This is a genomic window from Brevundimonas sp. (assembly GCF_031412435.1).
Classification (GTDB): domain Bacteria; phylum Pseudomonadota; class Alphaproteobacteria; order Caulobacterales; family Caulobacteraceae; genus Brevundimonas.
The window spans coordinates 19,318-34,296 of the sequence record NZ_JANODA010000046.1 but is presented as its reverse complement, the minus strand read 5'-3'; the positions used below and the strand labels follow the sequence as shown (position 1 = coordinate 34,296).

At 67.6% G+C, this 14,979-nt stretch carries 17 protein-coding genes and 1 pseudogene; 14 read left to right on the top strand and 4 right to left on the bottom strand.

All coding sequences use genetic code 11. The features are described from left to right. A pseudogene (locus RMO01_RS09610) lies at positions 1-141 on the top strand (IS5/IS1182 family transposase); the annotation flags it as partial. A 65-nt stretch (positions 142-206) separates the two neighbouring features. Further along, positions 207-842 (top strand): DUF4145 domain-containing protein, encoded by a 636-nt coding sequence (locus RMO01_RS09605; RefSeq protein WP_309628829.1) that lies wholly within the window; start codon positions 207-209, stop codon positions 840-842. A gap of 35 nt (positions 843-877) precedes the next feature. Here RMO01_RS09605 and uvrB read toward each other — a convergent pair whose 3' ends face one another. Together uvrB and RMO01_RS09595 are read right to left on the bottom strand one after the other, a co-directional pair. Continuing rightward, positions 878-3,103 carry an excinuclease ABC subunit UvrB gene (uvrB, locus tag RMO01_RS09600; protein WP_409013062.1) on the bottom strand — a complete coding sequence of 742 codons (2,226 nt, stop codon included), beginning with the start codon at positions 3,101-3,103 and terminating at the stop codon, positions 878-880. Positions 3,104-3,382: 279 nt separating this feature from the next. Further along, a complete protein-coding gene (locus RMO01_RS09595; RefSeq protein WP_309628827.1) occupies positions 3,383-3,580 on the bottom strand; it encodes a hypothetical protein in 198 nt (65 codons plus the stop codon). Positions 3,581-3,723: 143 nt separating this feature from the next. On the opposite strand from RMO01_RS09595, the gene RMO01_RS09590 reads away from it, so the two are divergent. Next, on the top strand, positions 3,724-4,488 hold the full coding sequence (locus tag RMO01_RS09590; RefSeq protein WP_309628826.1) for an extensin family protein: 765 nt from the start codon (positions 3,724-3,726) through the stop codon (positions 4,486-4,488). A gap of 3 nt (positions 4,489-4,491) precedes the next feature. On the opposite strand, the gene RMO01_RS09585 is transcribed toward RMO01_RS09590, so the two are convergent. After that, on the bottom strand, positions 4,492-5,382 hold the full coding sequence (locus RMO01_RS09585) for a hypothetical protein (RefSeq protein ID WP_309628825.1): 891 nt from the start codon (positions 5,380-5,382) through the stop codon (positions 4,492-4,494). A gap of 129 nt (positions 5,383-5,511) precedes the next feature. On the opposite strand from RMO01_RS09585, the gene RMO01_RS09580 reads away from it, so the two are divergent. The 11 genes from RMO01_RS09580 to RMO01_RS09530 all read left to right on the top strand — a co-directional run bounded on the left by RMO01_RS09580 (position 5,512) and on the right by RMO01_RS09530 (position 12,469). Continuing rightward, entirely contained in the window at positions 5,512-5,706 is a 195-nt protein-coding gene (locus RMO01_RS09580; RefSeq protein ID WP_309628824.1) for a hypothetical protein, read from the top strand. A 90-nt stretch (positions 5,707-5,796) separates the two neighbouring features. Further along, a complete protein-coding gene (locus RMO01_RS09575) occupies positions 5,797-6,585 on the top strand; it encodes an isocitrate lyase/phosphoenolpyruvate mutase family protein (RefSeq protein ID WP_309628823.1) in 789 nt (262 codons plus the stop codon). Beyond that, positions 6,582-7,106, top strand: a complete 525-nt coding sequence (locus RMO01_RS09570; RefSeq protein ID WP_309628822.1) for a methylated-DNA--[protein]-cysteine S-methyltransferase — start codon at positions 6,582-6,584, stop codon at positions 7,104-7,106. The genes RMO01_RS09575 and RMO01_RS09570 overlap by 4 nt, the downstream gene beginning before the upstream one ends. A gap of 74 nt (positions 7,107-7,180) precedes the next feature. Beyond that, positions 7,181-7,864 carry a hypothetical protein gene (locus RMO01_RS09565; protein WP_309628821.1) on the top strand — a complete coding sequence of 228 codons (684 nt, stop codon included), beginning with the start codon at positions 7,181-7,183 and terminating at the stop codon, positions 7,862-7,864. A gap of 7 nt (positions 7,865-7,871) precedes the next feature. Then, positions 7,872-8,573, top strand: coding sequence for a hypothetical protein (locus RMO01_RS09560; RefSeq protein ID WP_309628820.1), 702 nt, complete (start codon positions 7,872-7,874; stop codon positions 8,571-8,573). Then, entirely contained in the window at positions 8,566-8,775 is a 210-nt protein-coding gene (locus RMO01_RS09555; protein WP_309628819.1) for a helix-turn-helix transcriptional regulator, read from the top strand. Before RMO01_RS09560 ends, RMO01_RS09555 begins: the two co-directional genes overlap by 8 nt. 150 nt (positions 8,776-8,925) lie before the next feature. Then, positions 8,926-9,225 (top strand): PadR family transcriptional regulator, encoded by a 300-nt coding sequence (locus RMO01_RS09550; RefSeq protein WP_409013061.1) that lies wholly within the window; start codon positions 8,926-8,928, stop codon positions 9,223-9,225. Between the two features lie 26 nt (positions 9,226-9,251). Next, a complete protein-coding gene (locus RMO01_RS09545) occupies positions 9,252-10,409 on the top strand; it encodes a hypothetical protein (RefSeq protein WP_309628817.1) in 1,158 nt (385 codons plus the stop codon). A 37-nt stretch (positions 10,410-10,446) separates the two neighbouring features. After that, on the top strand, positions 10,447-10,788 hold the full coding sequence (locus tag RMO01_RS09540) for a hypothetical protein (protein ID WP_309628816.1): 342 nt from the start codon (positions 10,447-10,449) through the stop codon (positions 10,786-10,788). Between the two features lie 42 nt (positions 10,789-10,830). Then, positions 10,831-11,967 carry an Ada metal-binding domain-containing protein gene (locus tag RMO01_RS09535; protein ID WP_309628815.1) on the top strand — a complete coding sequence of 379 codons (1,137 nt, stop codon included), beginning with the start codon at positions 10,831-10,833 and terminating at the stop codon, positions 11,965-11,967. Then, positions 11,948-12,469, top strand: a complete 522-nt coding sequence (locus tag RMO01_RS09530; RefSeq protein ID WP_309628814.1) for a methylated-DNA--[protein]-cysteine S-methyltransferase — start codon at positions 11,948-11,950, stop codon at positions 12,467-12,469. The genes RMO01_RS09535 and RMO01_RS09530 overlap by 20 nt, the downstream gene beginning before the upstream one ends. On the opposite strand, the gene RMO01_RS09525 is transcribed toward RMO01_RS09530, so the two are convergent. Continuing rightward, positions 12,466-14,952, bottom strand: a complete 2,487-nt coding sequence (locus RMO01_RS09525) for an ATP-binding protein (protein ID WP_309628813.1) — start codon at positions 14,950-14,952, stop codon at positions 12,466-12,468. The genes RMO01_RS09530 and RMO01_RS09525 overlap by 4 nt on opposite strands. Positions 14,953-14,979 lie beyond the last annotated feature (27 nt).

The window sequence follows — 14,979 nt, the reverse complement described above, 5'->3', positions numbered from 1 at the left end:
CTCGTCGAGCGATGCTTCTCAAAGCTCAAACACAGCCGACGACTGGCCACCCGATACGACAAGACCGCCGACAGCTTCCTCGGCTTCGTCCTCATCGCATCCATCCGACTGTGGATCAGGCACTTTGTCCACACCGCCTAGGCTGCGCTGCAGCGCCCGCCAATGTTCTTGCTTTGTGCGCGGCGCCATAGCGGCGACAATGGTGAATGGCCATGATGATTCGCGACTGTCCGCATTGCCCGGCGACGTCGGTCGCTTTCACGATCAAGTGGAATGCGTCGACGTCGGGCGCTACCCAAATCGGCGCAGCCACATGTGGCGCATGCGGTAAGCTGATCGCTTTCACACTATTGTCTGTGGGTGCCGCTGCGCCTGATCCGAGCAACATCGGCGGCAACATCGCGAGCATATGGCAGGTGACTGGCGCTTGGCCATCACGGCAGGCACCCACTGTGCCGGATCATACACCCAACGCAGTTGCTCGCCGCTTCCTCGAAGGAGAAGACGCGTTCAACAGACATAGCTGGAACGCGGCGGTATCAATGTACCGATCTGCTCTCGACATCGCGACTAAGGGGCTCGAGGGGGTCCCTGAGAAGCAGACGTTCTACAAGAGGTTGATATGGCTGCGCGACCAAGGTCGAATTACCGACGAAATGAAAAGTTGGGCCGATCAGGTCCGGATAGAAGGCAACGAGGCCCTACACGATCCTGAAGATTTCGAAGAGTCCGATGCGAAGCCTCTCCGGCTCTTCACCGAGATGTTCCTACGCTACATTTTCGAATTGCCCGGCGAAGTGGCGGCATTTACGGCCGATACCCCGCCGATACACGCGACTTAGATACTGATCACCAGTTCGGCGACGTGACGCCCCCCCTACAACCGCCCCTTCCGGAACGCCTCCGCCTTCTCTGCCGCCGCTTCCGCGCGCCACTTCTTCGGCGCGGCCTTGTCCACCGCTTCCCCCGCCCCGGTCATGATCTCGTTGGCGAACTCCAGGTCGAGGAGTTTGAGTTTCTTGATCTCGTCGCGCAGGCGGCCGGCCTCCTCGAACTCGAGGTTGGAGGCGGCCTCGCGCATCTTGCCTTCGAGGTCCTTCAGCGTGGCCTGGAAGTTGTTGCCGATGAAGGGGCGGGCGTCTTCCTTGACGCCCGTGACGGGGACCAGAACGCGGTCCTTCTCGTAGGGGCTGTTCAGGATCTCCTTGATGTCGCGCTTGACGCTTTCGGGCGTGATGCCGTGTTCGAGGTTGTAGGCCTCCTGGCGCTCGCGGCGGCGGTTGGTCTCGGCCATGGCGCGCTCCATCGAGCCGGTGACGCGGTCGGCATAGAGGATGACGCGGCCGTCGACGTTGCGGGCCGCGCGGCCGATGGTCTGGATCAGGGAGGTCTCGGAGCGCAGGAAGCCCTCCTTGTCCGCGTCGAGGATGGCGACCAGGCCGCACTCGGGGATGTCGAGCCCCTCGCGCAGCAGGTTGATGCCGATCAGGACGTCGAAGGTGCCGAGGCGCAGGTCGCGGATGATCTCGATCCGCTCCATCGTGTCGACGTCGGAGTGCATGTAGCGGACGCGCACGCCCTGTTCGTGCATGTATTCCGTCAGGTCCTCGGCCATCTTCTTGGTCAGGACGGTGACCAGGGAGCGGTAGCCGTTGCGGGCGACCTGTTTGACCTCGTCGATGACGTCGTCGACCTGGTTGCGGGTCTGGCCGGAGACGGGGCGGATCTCGACCGGGGGATCGATCAGGCCGGTCGGGCGGATGACCTGTTCGACGAAGACGCCGCCGGTCTGTTCCATCTCCCAGGTCTGGGGCGTGGCCGAGACGTGGATGGTCTGGGGCCGCATCGCCTCCCATTCGTCGAACTTGAGCGGGCGGTTGTCGATGCAGGAGGGCAGGCGGAAGCCGTACTCGGCCAGGGTCGACTTGCGGCGGTAGTCGCCCCGGAACATGCCGTTGATCTGGCCGATGGTGACGTGGCTCTCGTCGACGAACAGCAGGGCGTTGTCGGGGATGTATTCGAAGAAGGTCGGGGGCGGCTCGCCGGGGCTGCGGCCGGTCAGCCAGCGGCTGTAGTTCTCGATGCCGGCGCAGGAGCCGGTCGCCTCCATCATCTCCAGGTCGAAACGGACCCGCTGTTCGAGCCGCTGGGCCTCCAGCAGTTTCCCGTTCTCGACCATCCAGTCGAGCGTCTCCTTGAGCTCGGCCTTGATGCCGCCGAGGGCCTGGTTCAGCGTCGGGCGTGGGGTGACGTAGTGGGAGGCGGCGTAGACGGTGATCTCCTGCAGGTCGGCGGTCTTCTTGCCGGTCAGGGGGTCGAACTCGGCGATGGATTCGATCTCGTCGCCGAACAGGGAGACGCGCCAGGCCCGATCCTCCTGGTGCACGGGGAAGATCTCGACGGTGTCGCCGCGCTTGCGGAACATGCCCCGCTCGAAATTCAGGTCGTTGCGCTTGTACTGCAGCGCGATCAGATCGGCCCGGAGCTTGGACTCATCGATCTGGTCCCCGACCTTCAGGTCGAAGGTCATGGCCGTATAGGTCTCCACCGACCCGATGCCGTAGATGCAGCTGACGCTGGCCACAACAATGACATCATCTCGCTCTAGTATAGAGCGAGTTGCAGAGTGCCTCATTCGATCGATCTGCTCGTTTATGGACGAGTCTTTCTCGATGTAGGTGTCAGTTCTCGGAACATAAGCTTCCGGCTGATAGTAGTCATAGTAACTGACGAAATACTCGACAGCATTATCCGGAAAAAAAGACTTGAATTCCGAATAAAGCTGCGCCGCCAAGGTCTTGTTGGGCGCGAGGATGAGCGCCGGCCGCTGGGTCTGCTCGATGACCTTGGCCATGGTGAAGGTCTTGCCCGAGCCGGTGACGCCCAGCAGGACCTGGTCGCGGTCGCCGGCCCCGGCCCGGGCGACCAGTTCAGCGATGGCGGCGGGCTGGTCGCCGGCGGGGGTGTAGCTGGTCTCCAGGCGGAACCGGCCGCCCTTCTTCTTGCCGTCATGCGAGGGCCGGTGCGGGACCCAGTCGTCCGGCTTGCCCGGCGCCTCCTCCGGCGTCAGGCGCGGACCGGTGACCGGGGCGAACATCGGCATGTTCGCCATCGCCCGTCCCCCGGTCGAGCCGGAGGATGACGCGGCGTCGCGGTCGCGCAGAAAGGCCGACGGCGCCTCCGCCAGACCCTTGTTCGGGATGTGGACGGGCTTCTTGACGACGGGCGCCGAGCCCTTGGGCGTGGAGGAACGGTTCATGAACGGAACTTAGTGCGCGAGGAGGGATGTCGCCAGTCAACGCGCGAGCGGCCGATGCGGCTGCTGACATCCCCCGGTCGAGCCGGAGGACGACGGGGTGTCAGCAGCCGCATCGGGCCAGGCTCAGGCTCCGCGCAGCAGGACGCCGGCGGTCAGGACCGCGAAGGCCACCGCCAGGGTGTCGAAGGCGTGGGCGCTGATGAAGGGTATGGCGACGCCGCCGTACTGGGCCAGCAGGGCCAGGACCGCGAGGACCACCGCGATGGCGAACAGGGGAACGGACGGAGCCGTGAGAGGCAGACCGGAGCGACGAACAGCCATGAGACGATATCCTGACGCCCCGCACGGCGAAGGCCGGCCGCGAGCTTGACCATAACGCGGGGCAAGCGTGGCGGTTGCGGCCCGGCGGACTGCCTCGACCGTCCTGTGCGACCGTCAGGCGCGAATCCCGATAGGCTGACCCCATGCGTTTTCGATCGATCGCCGTGTTCGCCTGCCTGACGGCCCTTGCCGCCTGCGGCCGCCTGATCCCCGACACCGTCACTCCGGCCGGACCTCGCCCCTACTATCCGGCGCCGACGCCCCGACCGCCTGGGCCGGGACCAGGCGTCTATGTCGCGCCCGGGGCGGGGGTGATCGATCAGCCGATCGACAGTGGAACCCTCGGCCGCGTGCAGCGGGCGACCCGGACCCTGGCGCAGTGCGAGGCGGAACTGGTGGCGGCACGGGTCACCTTCTCGCCGACGCCGGACCGGGTTAACTCGGAGACCTGCGGCCTGACGGAGGCGGGGGTGCTGGGTCCGGACATGGGGACTGTGGCGCGGATGGCGCCTTCGGATCTGACCATGACCTGCGCGTTGGCCGCAGCGATCAGCGTCTGGAGACGCCAGTCGGTGGAGCCTGCGGCGCGGGAGCTGCTTGGCTCCGACGTGGTCGAGATCGATCACATGGGCGTCTATGCCTGCCGGCCTGTCAACAACCAGGCGGGCAACCGGCCAAGCGCCCATTCGCGGGCGGCGGCGCTGGACTTCTCCGGAGTGCGGCTGCGCGACGGCCGCAGGATCACCGTGTCAGCCGACTGGAATGACGGCGGGCCGGAGGCAGCCTTCCTGAGGCGGATTCGCGACGACGCTTGCAAGATTTTCGGGACGACGTTGAGCCCTGACTACAACGCCCTGCACCGCGACCACCTCCACCTGGAGGCGGAGAGTGGTCGCCTGTGCCGTTAGGGGTTAGCGGCGAATGCGCGCCTGCACTTCCAGCTCGCCGATGCGGCGTTCCAGATAGGCCGTGTCGTCGCTCGACGGACGGGTGCGGGAGTAGGCCGCCTCCAGTCGGGTCAGATCCTCGAACTGGACGCGGATAGCGTCCTGCTGGCCGCGCGGCAGGTTGTAGAGGGCCCGTTCGATGGCGGTCAGACGATCTCGCGGCGTCTGCTGCCAGCCGCCGTTGCCGGAGGCGCCACCGGGAACACGGGTGTCGATGGCGTCGAGGCGGGCCTCGATATCCTGACGCTCGCGAGCGCTGAGGCCATCACGCTGGAAGCCTGCCTCGGCTGAGATGATAGCCGCGTAGTCGCTGCGAAGACGCGTGGCGTCAGTGCGGGTCAGGGTACGGGCGCGGACGGCTGCATCGACGCGGGCGTCGAAGTCCGCGCGGCCGTCGGCGGCTGACTGATAGCCGCCGATGTCGTCGCCGTAGCCGCCGTCTTCCAGCGCCGAGGTCAGGGCGTCATAGCGGGTGGTCAGGTCCTGACGTTCCTGGGTGGTGAAGCGTCCGTCCTGGCCGTAGCGGGCCTCGAGCTGAACAAGGGCGTCATAGTCGGTGCGGATGCGGTCGGCGGACCAGGATGACAGCGAGCCTGAGCGAACCTGCGCGTCGAGGCGACTGTTGAACGTGGTCTGCTGGCCGCCGAGGGCGCGGCGTCCCCGGCTCCATTCACCGTCCACCGTGCCTGTGGTCTGGCCGCCGAACAGGTTTTGCAGGATCTGGCCGAAGACCTCCTGGCCGGTCGATTGCTGAGAGCTGGACTGGCCATAGGGTGTCTGGGCCTGGGCGAGGGGGGCCATCGAGAGAACGACGGCGCCGGCCGCCAGGGCCGTGAAGGTCTTGATCGAATTCATGGGGGGTGCTCTCCGGCGGTTTCGCCTGTGTACGGTGAGCAGAACGGCGTGCGGCGGTTAAGGTTGCGGTACGGCCCGGCCGCCGCGATGCGACGGGGCGCAGCCGCCGAACGCGTGCTAGGGTCGGGCATGACCGATGAGCCCGACCAGACCGCAACCCCCTCGACTGACGGTCCGGCGGGAGAGACGCCGGCCCAGAAGGCCCTGCGGCTGAAGACCGCAAAGCTGAACGCCCGGCCAAAGCCGCCGCGTGGCGGACGTTTCCAGCGCGAACAGGCGGCGGGCGTGACGCCGGGCGCCAACCGGCCGTGGACGCACAAATAGGGTCTCGCTGCGAACGGTGACGCTGTCCGATTCCCGCGAGACTCCGGCGGCGAAGCGCGGCATGTTTGCGGGAACAAAAGGAGATCATCGATGTCGGCTTCCGAGACTTTCCGCGCCCTGCACGGCTCCGGCCTGTTGATCCTGCCCAATGCCTGGGACGCGGCCTCGACGGTCCTGTCGATCGCGGCGGGGGCGAAGGCCGTGGCGACGACCAGCGCGGGCGTGGCCTGGGCTCTGGGCTGGGCAGACGGGGCGACGCCGCCCGAGAGCGAACTGCTCGGCGCCTTGGCGCGGATGGTCAGGGTGGCGGGCGACACGCCGGTCAGCGCTGACGTCGAAGGCGGTTTCTCCGATGATCCTGCGGAGGCTGCAGGCTTTGTGCGCCGGACATGGGAGACAGGAGCCGTCGGCATCAACATCGAGGACGCTGACGGGACGGCCGAGGCGCTGGCGGACAAGATCGCCGAGGTGCGCGCGGCGGTGGGATCAGAACTGTTCATCAACGCCCGCTGCGACCTGTGGCTCAGAGGCATCGGACCGGTCGAAGGACGGCTGGAAGAGGCGACGCGGCGGACGGCCCTGTACCGGGCGGCCGGAGCCGACGGACTGTTCATGCCGGGGGTGACCGATGTGGAGACGATCAAGGTGCTGATCGATCTGGGCCTGCCACTGAACCTGCTGGCGCGACCCGCCCTGCCGGATGCAAAGGGGCTGGAGGCGCTGGGCGTGCGCCGGCTGAGCGCCGGGTCGAACATCGCGGCTGCGGCCTATGGTACGGCGGACCGGCTGACGCGCGGCTTCTTGGCGGATGGAGATTCGAAGCCGCAGGCGGCCGAGGCCTTCGACTATGGAGCATTGAACGCGCTGATGAAGCCGTGAGGCTGAACGCGTCCGGGATCACCTCGCCGATCGGGCCGCTGGCGCTTGCGGTCGACGAGGCCGGGCGGCTGAGGGGCGTGTCGTTCGGCGGCGGGCTGACCCGGGCAATGGGGCGCGAGTATCCCGGCGTCGCCATGGAAGCGGGTGAACCGCCGACGGCGCTGACCGACGCCCTGGCCGACTATTTCGCCGGCGATCGCGCGGCCCTGATGCGGATCGACTGGGCGCTGGACGGGGCGGTCGCAGGCGACGGGTTTCAGGCCCGGGTCTGGCGGGCGCTGTGGGAAGTCCCGGTGGGCCAGACCATATCCTATGGCGAGATGGCGCGGCGGGCCGGGGAGCCGGGCGCGGCCCAGGCGGCGGGGGTGGCGTTGAACCGCAATCCGATTCCGCTGGTTCTGGCCTGTCATCGAGTGGTCGGCGCCGCCAGTTCTTCAGGAGGCTGGGCGATGGTGGGCTTCGGCGGCGGGCTGGAACGCAAGACCTGGCTGCTGAGGCACGAGGGCGCGCTGCTGATCTGACCGCTTGACGTCATGTAACCTACAGGTGATATGTAACCCCAAGGTGACATCAACCGGAGGCGGAGATGACGGCCATGGACGACAGGGAACTGCGCAAGGAAGCGAAGGCGCGGCGCACGAAATACGCAAACGCCCTTGCAATGATCGTACTGGGCGCGATGGCGGCGGGCTTCGGCTTCGTCATGGGCGCCGCCAGGACGGGCGACGAGGCGACGGGTTGGGGCATCCTGTCGGGCGTGGGAGTCGGGCTGGCTCTGGGCGGAGGCATTCTCGCCTGGATCCTGAGGCCGGGGGCCAACGGCTGGCGGACCGAAACGGAGCCCCTGAAGCGTGACCGGCTGCAGGCCCAGCGCGCTCGCCAGCTGTGGATCCTCCCGCTCGTGACCCTGGCCTTCCTCACACAGTCGACGCTGGCGATGCAGGATATCCTGGCGGGCGAAGGAAGCTTCGGCGACTACATCAGCGCACCCCTCCCGGTCATCTACGCCTGGGTCGTGGCTTCGATCACCATGGGCTGGGATCGTCAGACGCGCGCCAACAAGCGGTTCCTCGAAGACGAACTGACCAGCGTCCTCAGAGCGCGCGCCATCGGTGCGGCCTTCGTGGTCCTGATGTTCGGCGCGACCGTCGCTTTCGGCCTGGGACTGTGGCGGGCGGAGCTCGGCATCGCGGCCCTGCCTTTCGTCCTGTCGGCGGCAGGCGCGACAGCCGGCATCCGCTTCGCCTGGCTGGACCGGGAGTTCGGCAAGGATGAGTGATCCGCTCATGGACGAGGTCGAGACTCTGCTGAAGCACGAGGGTAGGCGCCGCGACCGCGAGCGGCTTGGAACGCTCATCATGATCCTGGGCTTGGTCAGCTGTGCTGTCTTTCTATCGCTGGGCCGATATGCAGTCCTGCCAGTGACCGTTTCCGACCCGGTCTCGATGGCGTCTATCAGCGTTTCGATCGTGTCGGCCTTGGTGACGCTCGCGTTTCGACCCGGCAAGAATGCCCTGAGACTCGCGATGCTGGTCGGCCGCCGGGACCGGATGCAGCGTGGGCGCAATGACCGGATCTATGCTGTGTCCATAGCCGGGTGGGGCCTGCTGGCGGCCCTGCTTCCAGCCCTGTTGAGGATCTCCCATGGCCAGGGCGATACGTCGGATGTCGCGCTGGTCGCGACCCTGCCGCTCGTTGCCCTGTTTATTCTGATGTCCGTCGGCGGATGGACGGGGGTCGCGACCGTCGCGGGGCGGCAAGACCGGAAATGGCTTGAGGATGAGGTTACCCGGGCTCTCCGGTCTCAGGCCATGGCGACCGGCCTCCCGTTGCTTGCTGCTGCCGTGACGGGGGTGTTTCTGATCGGCTTGTGGAGATTGGAATGGACGATCATCGCGATCCCCGTCGCCCTGATGGCAACGGCATCGCTGGTGGGGCTGCGGTTCGTCTGGCTGGATCGTCGGGCCGAAGGCGATGCCGATGGGTGATCCCCGGCTGGGGTCGCGGCTGAAGGAGATCCGCACCGCCGCCGGCCTGACCCAGGCCGAACTGGCCGAGCGGGCGGGGGTGTCGCGCAAGACGATCAACACCGTCGAGAACGGAGTCTTTGTGCCCTCGACCCTGCTTGCGCTGGAGTTGGCGCGAGCCTTGGGAACCACGGTGGAAGATCTCTTCTACCTCGTAGGCTGAGCCGTGGATCGAAATCGAAGGCCGGAGAGGCATCCCTCTCCGGCCTTTCGCTTGACATCCTCACACAGTATGTCGCATACACTGTATGTCGCACACTATGTGACGTGAGGGACCGACCCGGTGACCATCGACGCCGAACTCTTCGAAAGCATGCGGCTGGAGCTGCGGCGGGGGTCGCTGGTGCTGGCGGTGCTCGCCTGTCTCCGGACCGAACGCTACGGCTACACCCTGCGTCAGGCCCTGGCCGCCGACGGGCTGGAGATGGAGGAATCGACCCTCTATCCGCTGCTCCGCCGGCTGGAGTCGCAGGGTCTTCTGCTGAGTGAATGGCGTGAGGAAGAGAAGCGCAGGAAGCGCTTCTACGTCCTCTCACCGATGGGGGCGGCGATGCTGGAGCGGCTCGCCGGCGAATGGCGGGGCATCAACGCCTCGCTCGACAAGATTCTCTGACATTTCAAGATCGAGGGGCAAAGACCATGGATATGGTGGAACGTTATCTGGAGGCCGTCGCGGCACAGCTGTCGGCGGAAGAACGGGACGACATCGTCGCCGAACTGCGCGACCTGATTCTGAGCCGCGTGGAGGCCAAGGAGGAGGCGGTCGGTCGGCCGCTGACCGACGACGAGCGCGAGGCCATCCTGAAGGAGATCGGGCACCCGCTGGTGGTCGCCGCCCGCTATCGAAAGGGACCGGATTCGCTGATCGGACCCGAGCTGTTCCCCTACTGGCTTTACGGGGTGAAGGCGGGGCTTCTGATCCTGCTGGTCGTTTCCGGCATCGGCCTGTTCATCCGGCTGATCAGCGGAACGGCGGATGCGGGGCAGGACATCGCCCAGTCGTTCCACGGCTTCTTCGGCTCCGGCCTGACCCTGATCGGGGCGCTGACCCTGGGCGGGGCGATAATGGAGCACTACGCCATCCGCCCGAAATGGCTGACCGACTGGCGGGTCAAGGATCTCTCGGCCTTCGGCCTGTCCGACCCGTCCTGGTGGGGCGCCAGCATGAAGAGCGTGAGCGGCAAGGTCGGCGCGGGAGCGGGAGCGGGAGCGGGCCTGCGGCCGATGTGGCGGACGCCATCGATGCGGGGCCGCCGCGATTTCGGGGCGGAAGCGGCCTTCTCTTTCCTGGCGGTGGGGTTGTTCGTCCTGTGGTGGGTGGGGCTGGTTCACTTCCCCGGCCTGAGCGTGATGCGGATCGACGGCGACCTGGTGAGTGTGTCGCCGGCGCCGATCTGGGCGACCCTGTTCGTGCCGGTCCTCCTCTATGCCCTCGGCCAGATGGGGGTCGACCTGTTCACCCTGATCCAGCCGCAGGCGGCGCGGATGCGGGCGGTGCTGGCCATCCTGGTCGCTGCCGCCGGCCTGTGGCTGACCTGGAACATCTTCGAGGCCGGCCACTGGTTTACTCTCAGCGTCGGCGCCGAACAGGCGCGGATCGCGGGCGACTGGGTGTTGCTGGACTTCGACCGACTGCATGATTTGCGCGACAGGCAGCGGGATCTCGTCGGGGTGACGTCGACCCTGTCGCTGATCATGACCTGGGCCTTGGCCATCAGCGCGGTCAGCCTCGTCTTCAGGATCGCGGCCAATGCCTGGCGGGCCGTGCGACCGGACGTTGCGTCCAACGCCGGTTGATGAGAGGCTGTCCGCTCAAAGGGATATGGAGGCCTGAATGCTCTGGACTGGACTGATCATGGCGGCCCTGCTGGTCGCGCAGGACACGACCACGACGCCCTCTCAGGACGCACCCGCGACTGACGTCGCGCCCGTCACCGTCCAGGGCCCCCGGCTGGAGACCGGAGCCAACACCCGCGCCAGTGACCCGCAACAGGAGGTCATCTGCCGGACCGCTCCGGTGACGGGAAGCCGGTTCAACCAGCGCCGTTGCCGCACCCGGCTGCAGGCTCAGATCGCGGCGACGGAGGCCCAGAGCGCTTTGACCGCCATGACCGGCAGCGGCGGTTCGGTCGAGGAAATCGCCAACGCCGGCGGCGCGCCGGCCGGTCCCCGCTAGAGGCGTAGCCGCCCGGGCGGCGATGTCCGAAAACCGCGAGACTTGCCCACAGGGACGGTCCATCTTCGCGGCATGGAAACGGCGGCGAACAGTCTGGATCAGGAGGCCTGCTACAAGGCCGTTCTGACGCGTGACGTCCGGTTCGACGGGCGATTCTTCGGCTGTGTGAAGACAACGGGAATCTACTGCCGTCCGATCTGTCCGGCGCGAACGCCCAGACGCGAGAACATGATCTTCGTGCTCACGGCGGCGGCGGCGGAGGAGGCGGGATTCCGCGCCTGTCTGCGCTGTCGGCCGGAGACGGCGCCCGACATGGGCGCCTGGCGCGGCACCTCGAACACCGTCAGCCGGGCCCTGGCCCTGATCGAGGCGGGCGCGCTGGACGAGGGCGATGTCGACGCCCTGGCCGGACGGCTGGGGGTTGGAGAGCGCCAGCTGAGACGGTTGTTCAAACAACATCTCGGCGCCTCACCGGTCAGCGTGGCCCAGACGCGGCGCGTGCTGCTGGCCAAGGCCCTGATCCACGAGACCGACCTGTCGATGGCCCAGGTGGCCCATGCGTCAGGCTTCGGCTCGGTCCGCCGCTTCAACGAGACCTTCCAGGCTCTCTATCGGCGCGCGCCGTCGGCGCTGCGTCGCCGGGCCGAGCGCCCGTCGGCCGAGGGGGTGAGACTGAGCCTGCCCTGGCGACCACCTTATGACTGGGAGGCGATGTTCGCGGCGCTGGCGGCGCGCGGGGATCGGGTCGAGGGCCGGACCTGGTCGCGCGATCTGGTCAAGGGTATCGACGGCGTCGAGGGCTTGGTCACGGCGACGCCGGGCAAGCCCGGGAGGCTGGAGGTCTGCGTCGAGGCCAGCGACCTGAGGGCCCTGCCGGGCATACTGGCCCGGGTGCGGCGGGTGTTCGACCTGTCCGCCGACCCCGAGGCGATCGGACGGGACCTGTCCGCCGACCCGGTGCTGACGCCTCTGGCCGAGGCGCGGCCGGGACTACGGCTGCCGGGCGACTGGATCGATGCGGGCGACGATGCGCCCAGCGATCGACTGAACGATGTGACGCTCGCGGATCGGGCGGAGCGGTGGCGGCCCTGGCGGGCCTATGGCGCGCTGCACCTGCGGATGGCGGGTTTGACGGCGGCGGACCTGATGGAGAACGACAGTGAAAAACGCGCAGCCTGAGACCCTGACCCTGGATCGGATCGCGACTCCGGTCGGCGAGGTTCTGCTGGTCACCGACGGCGACGGCGCCGTGCGGGCGCTCGACTTCGCGGACTATCAGCCGCGCATGATGCGGCTGCTGGGCCGCCACGCGCCGGACGCCGACTTGATCGCTGGCTGTGCGCCCGAGGGGGTGCGCAGCGCGGTCGAGGCCTATTTCGCGGGCGACGCGCGGGCGCTCGACGGGTTGAAGGTCAGGACGGGCGGCACGGTCTTCCAGCGCGCCGTTTGGGCGGCGCTCAGAGCGATCCCGGCGGGCGAGACGCGCAGCTATGGTCAGCTGGCGGCGGCCATCGGATCGCCTAAAGCCGTGCGGGCCGCGGGACTGGCCAACGGCCAGAACCCCATCGCAGTCATCGTCCCCTGTCACCGGGTGATCGGGGCGAACGGGACGCTGACGGGTTATGCGGGCGGGCTTGAGCGCAAGCGCTGGCTGCTGGCCCACGAAGGCGCGCCGATCTAGGCCGCTCGCAATTCCCCGGCGTCGCCCGCGTCCAGCGCGGCGCCGATGGCGGCGAACAGGGTCTGTGTCGTCACCGGCTTGGTCAGGTGACCGTCGGCGCCGGCGGCCCGGCCCGCCTCGACATGCTCGGCCATGGCGTTGGCGGTCAGCATCAGCAACGGCGTGCGCTCGAGGCCGCGTTCGGCCTCCCGGGCGCGGATGGCGGCGGTGGCGGTCAGGCCGTCCATGACCGGCATCTGCATGTCCATCAGGATCAGGTCGAAGCCGCCCTCGGCGAAGGCGTCGAGCGCCGCCTGACCGTTCTCGACGGCGATCAGGGTCGCTCCGGTCGGCGCGAGAAGCACTTCGATGACCTTTCGGTTGGCCGGGTGGTCGTCGGCCAGCAGGATGCGCAGGCCCTCCGGGGAGGCGTCGTCCGTCGCATCGGCGACCGTTTCCTGGATCACAGCGGCGGGCAGGGGCAGTTCGAACCAGAAGCGCGAGCCTTCGCCGGGCGTCGACTCGCAATCCAGTTCGCCGCCCATGAGTTCGGCCAGGTCGCGGGAAATGGCGAGGCCGAGGCCGGTGCCGCCGAACCGCCGGGTGATGGAGCCGTCGGCCTGCTGGAAGCGGGTGAAGATGCGCGCCTTCTGTTCCGCGTCGAAGCCGACGCCGGTGTCGGTGACGGTGAAGCGCACGCGGTCGTCTGCGACCGGCTCGACGCTCAGGGTTACGGCGCCGACGCTGGTGAATTTCAGGGCGTTGGAAACGAGGTTGGCCAGAATCTGGCGCACCCGGACAACGTCGCCAACCACCATCCGGTCAAGCGCGGGATCCAGTTCGACGACCAGGGCGACGGGGCCGCCGTCGACCCGCGAGCCCCAGAGGGCGGCGATGTCCTTGACGGCATGACCAAGGGCGAAGGGCGCGGCCTCGACGGTCACCTGACCGGCCTCGATCTTGGCGCTGTCGAGGATGTCGGATAGCAGGCGTTCCAGGGTCACGGCGGACGAGCGGATGATCTCGACCATCTCGTGTTCGGCGGTGTCGAGGGGGCGGCGCGACAGGGCGTCCGCCATGGCCACGACGCCGTTGAGGGGCGTGCGGATCTCGTGGCTCATATTGGCCAGGAACTCGGACTTGGCCCGGTTTGCATCCTCCGAGCGGCGGCGGGCGAAGCGGAGGTGGCCGGTCATCCGCCACTGGCGGTACAGGAGGGCGGCGGCGCTGAGGAGGAAGACCACGCCGATGCCGACGATCCAGCGCTGGCTCTGAATGACGTCGGCCTGAAGCTCTGTGTTGGCCCGGGCCGTCTCCAACTGCTGTCGGCGTTCGCGCAGCTGGTTCCGCATCCTCAAGGTGACCTGGCCGATGCCGTCGCTGAAGCGGCGCGTTTGCTGAAGGGTTTCTTCCTCCGCATGTCGGCGAAGTAGTTCGAAGGCTTCCTTTGAGCGGCCCTGGGCCTGGAGGAGTTCGGCCTCTGCATGCAGGACCTGTGACACGCCTTCCTCACGAAACTCACCCGCGGCCTGGCGACGATGAATCTCGGCGACATCGCGCCGGGCCCCGTCCACGTCACCGATGCGGGCGCGAGCCATGGCGCGGAGCGGCAGGATGTGGGGGGCCAGGAACTGGGCCGCGCCCAGGCTTTCGCCATAAGGCGCCAGGCAGCGCAGCAGTCGGTACGGATTGTCGTCGCCCTGCGCCACCATGGCGCACAGGTTGGCGTCATAGACGGTCAGGCTCTCCACTCCTGCGCGCGCCGCCAGCCGACGGTGGACGGAGAACAGCCTCTCGGCGAGTGGCTGGTCGCCGACCTGAACCGCCATGCGGGCAAGGTTATAGACGGCGTCAAAGTCGGGCCGGGGGTAGGCCGGGTTGCTGTGGTCCATCTCGAACCGACCGAAGGCGTCGGTGGCGCCGCGGAGGTCGTTCAACTTCATCAGACCGATGCCGGTCATCTCCCATAGCCCCGCACGCGCCGTGTCGGCGAAGGCGTCGTTCTCGGGGACCAGGCTCATGGCGTCGTTGAGCAGGTTCAGCCCTTCGCCGAGGCGGTCCTGGTCCATCAGAGCCAGGGCGTAGATGCGGGTGGCGTGGGCCCGGACGAACCAGTCGGATTCCATCCTGGCGATCTCCTCCATCTCGACGGCGGCGTCGTCGTCGCCCGTGTCGTAGCGGATGGTCAGGGCGTTGAGATGGGCGATCTCCGCATAGCGCGCGTCACCCTCTCGCCCGGCGGCGGCGGCAAGTTGCAGGTTCCACCGGGTCGCACGCTCGAAATCGCCTTGATTCAGATTGGTCCAGACGACGTGATGGAGCCGGTTCAAACCCTCCCGGCCGGGCGTGCGCAGTGCCGCCTGTCCAAAGGCTTCGAGTTGGGCGAAGGTCGTGGCGCTGGCCCGTCGCTCGACTGCGGCGGCCAATGTCATCGGGTCCCGATGCACGGGATCGCTGGCGAAGACCGGCGACGGCGCCGCCGTCAGCACGGCAAGACCGAGCAACAATGCCGTCAGAAATGCGGGAACACG

Coding starts and splice junctions, on each gene's coding strand:
- RMO01_RS09550 (WP_409013061.1), top strand. CDS start 8,926: ATGCGGCTGGAGCTGCGGCGGGGGTCGCTGGTGCTGGCGGTGCTCGCC.
- RMO01_RS09560 (WP_309628820.1), top strand. CDS start 7,872: ATGGACGAGGTCGAGACTCTGCTGAAGCACGAGGGTAGGCGCCGCGAC.
- RMO01_RS09585 (WP_309628825.1), bottom strand. CDS start 5,382: ATGAATTCGATCAAGACCTTCACGGCCCTGGCGGCCGGCGCCGTCGTT.
- uvrB (WP_409013062.1), bottom strand. CDS start 3,103: ATGCCGATGTTCGCCCCGGTCACCGGTCCGCGCCTGACGCCGGAGGAG.
- RMO01_RS09605 (WP_309628829.1), top strand. CDS start 207: ATGGCCATGATGATTCGCGACTGTCCGCATTGCCCGGCGACGTCGGTC.
- RMO01_RS09545 (WP_309628817.1), top strand. CDS start 9,252: ATGGATATGGTGGAACGTTATCTGGAGGCCGTCGCGGCACAGCTGTCG.
- RMO01_RS09555 (WP_309628819.1), top strand. CDS start 8,566: ATGGGTGATCCCCGGCTGGGGTCGCGGCTGAAGGAGATCCGCACCGCC.
- RMO01_RS09595 (WP_309628827.1), bottom strand. CDS start 3,580: ATGGCTGTTCGTCGCTCCGGTCTGCCTCTCACGGCTCCGTCCGTTCCC.
- RMO01_RS09575 (WP_309628823.1), top strand. CDS start 5,797: ATGTCGGCTTCCGAGACTTTCCGCGCCCTGCACGGCTCCGGCCTGTTG.
- RMO01_RS09580 (WP_309628824.1), top strand. CDS start 5,512: ATGACCGATGAGCCCGACCAGACCGCAACCCCCTCGACTGACGGTCCG.
- RMO01_RS09540 (WP_309628816.1), top strand. CDS start 10,447: ATGCTCTGGACTGGACTGATCATGGCGGCCCTGCTGGTCGCGCAGGAC.
- RMO01_RS09565 (WP_309628821.1), top strand. CDS start 7,181: ATGGACGACAGGGAACTGCGCAAGGAAGCGAAGGCGCGGCGCACGAAA.
- RMO01_RS09590 (WP_309628826.1), top strand. CDS start 3,724: ATGCGTTTTCGATCGATCGCCGTGTTCGCCTGCCTGACGGCCCTTGCC.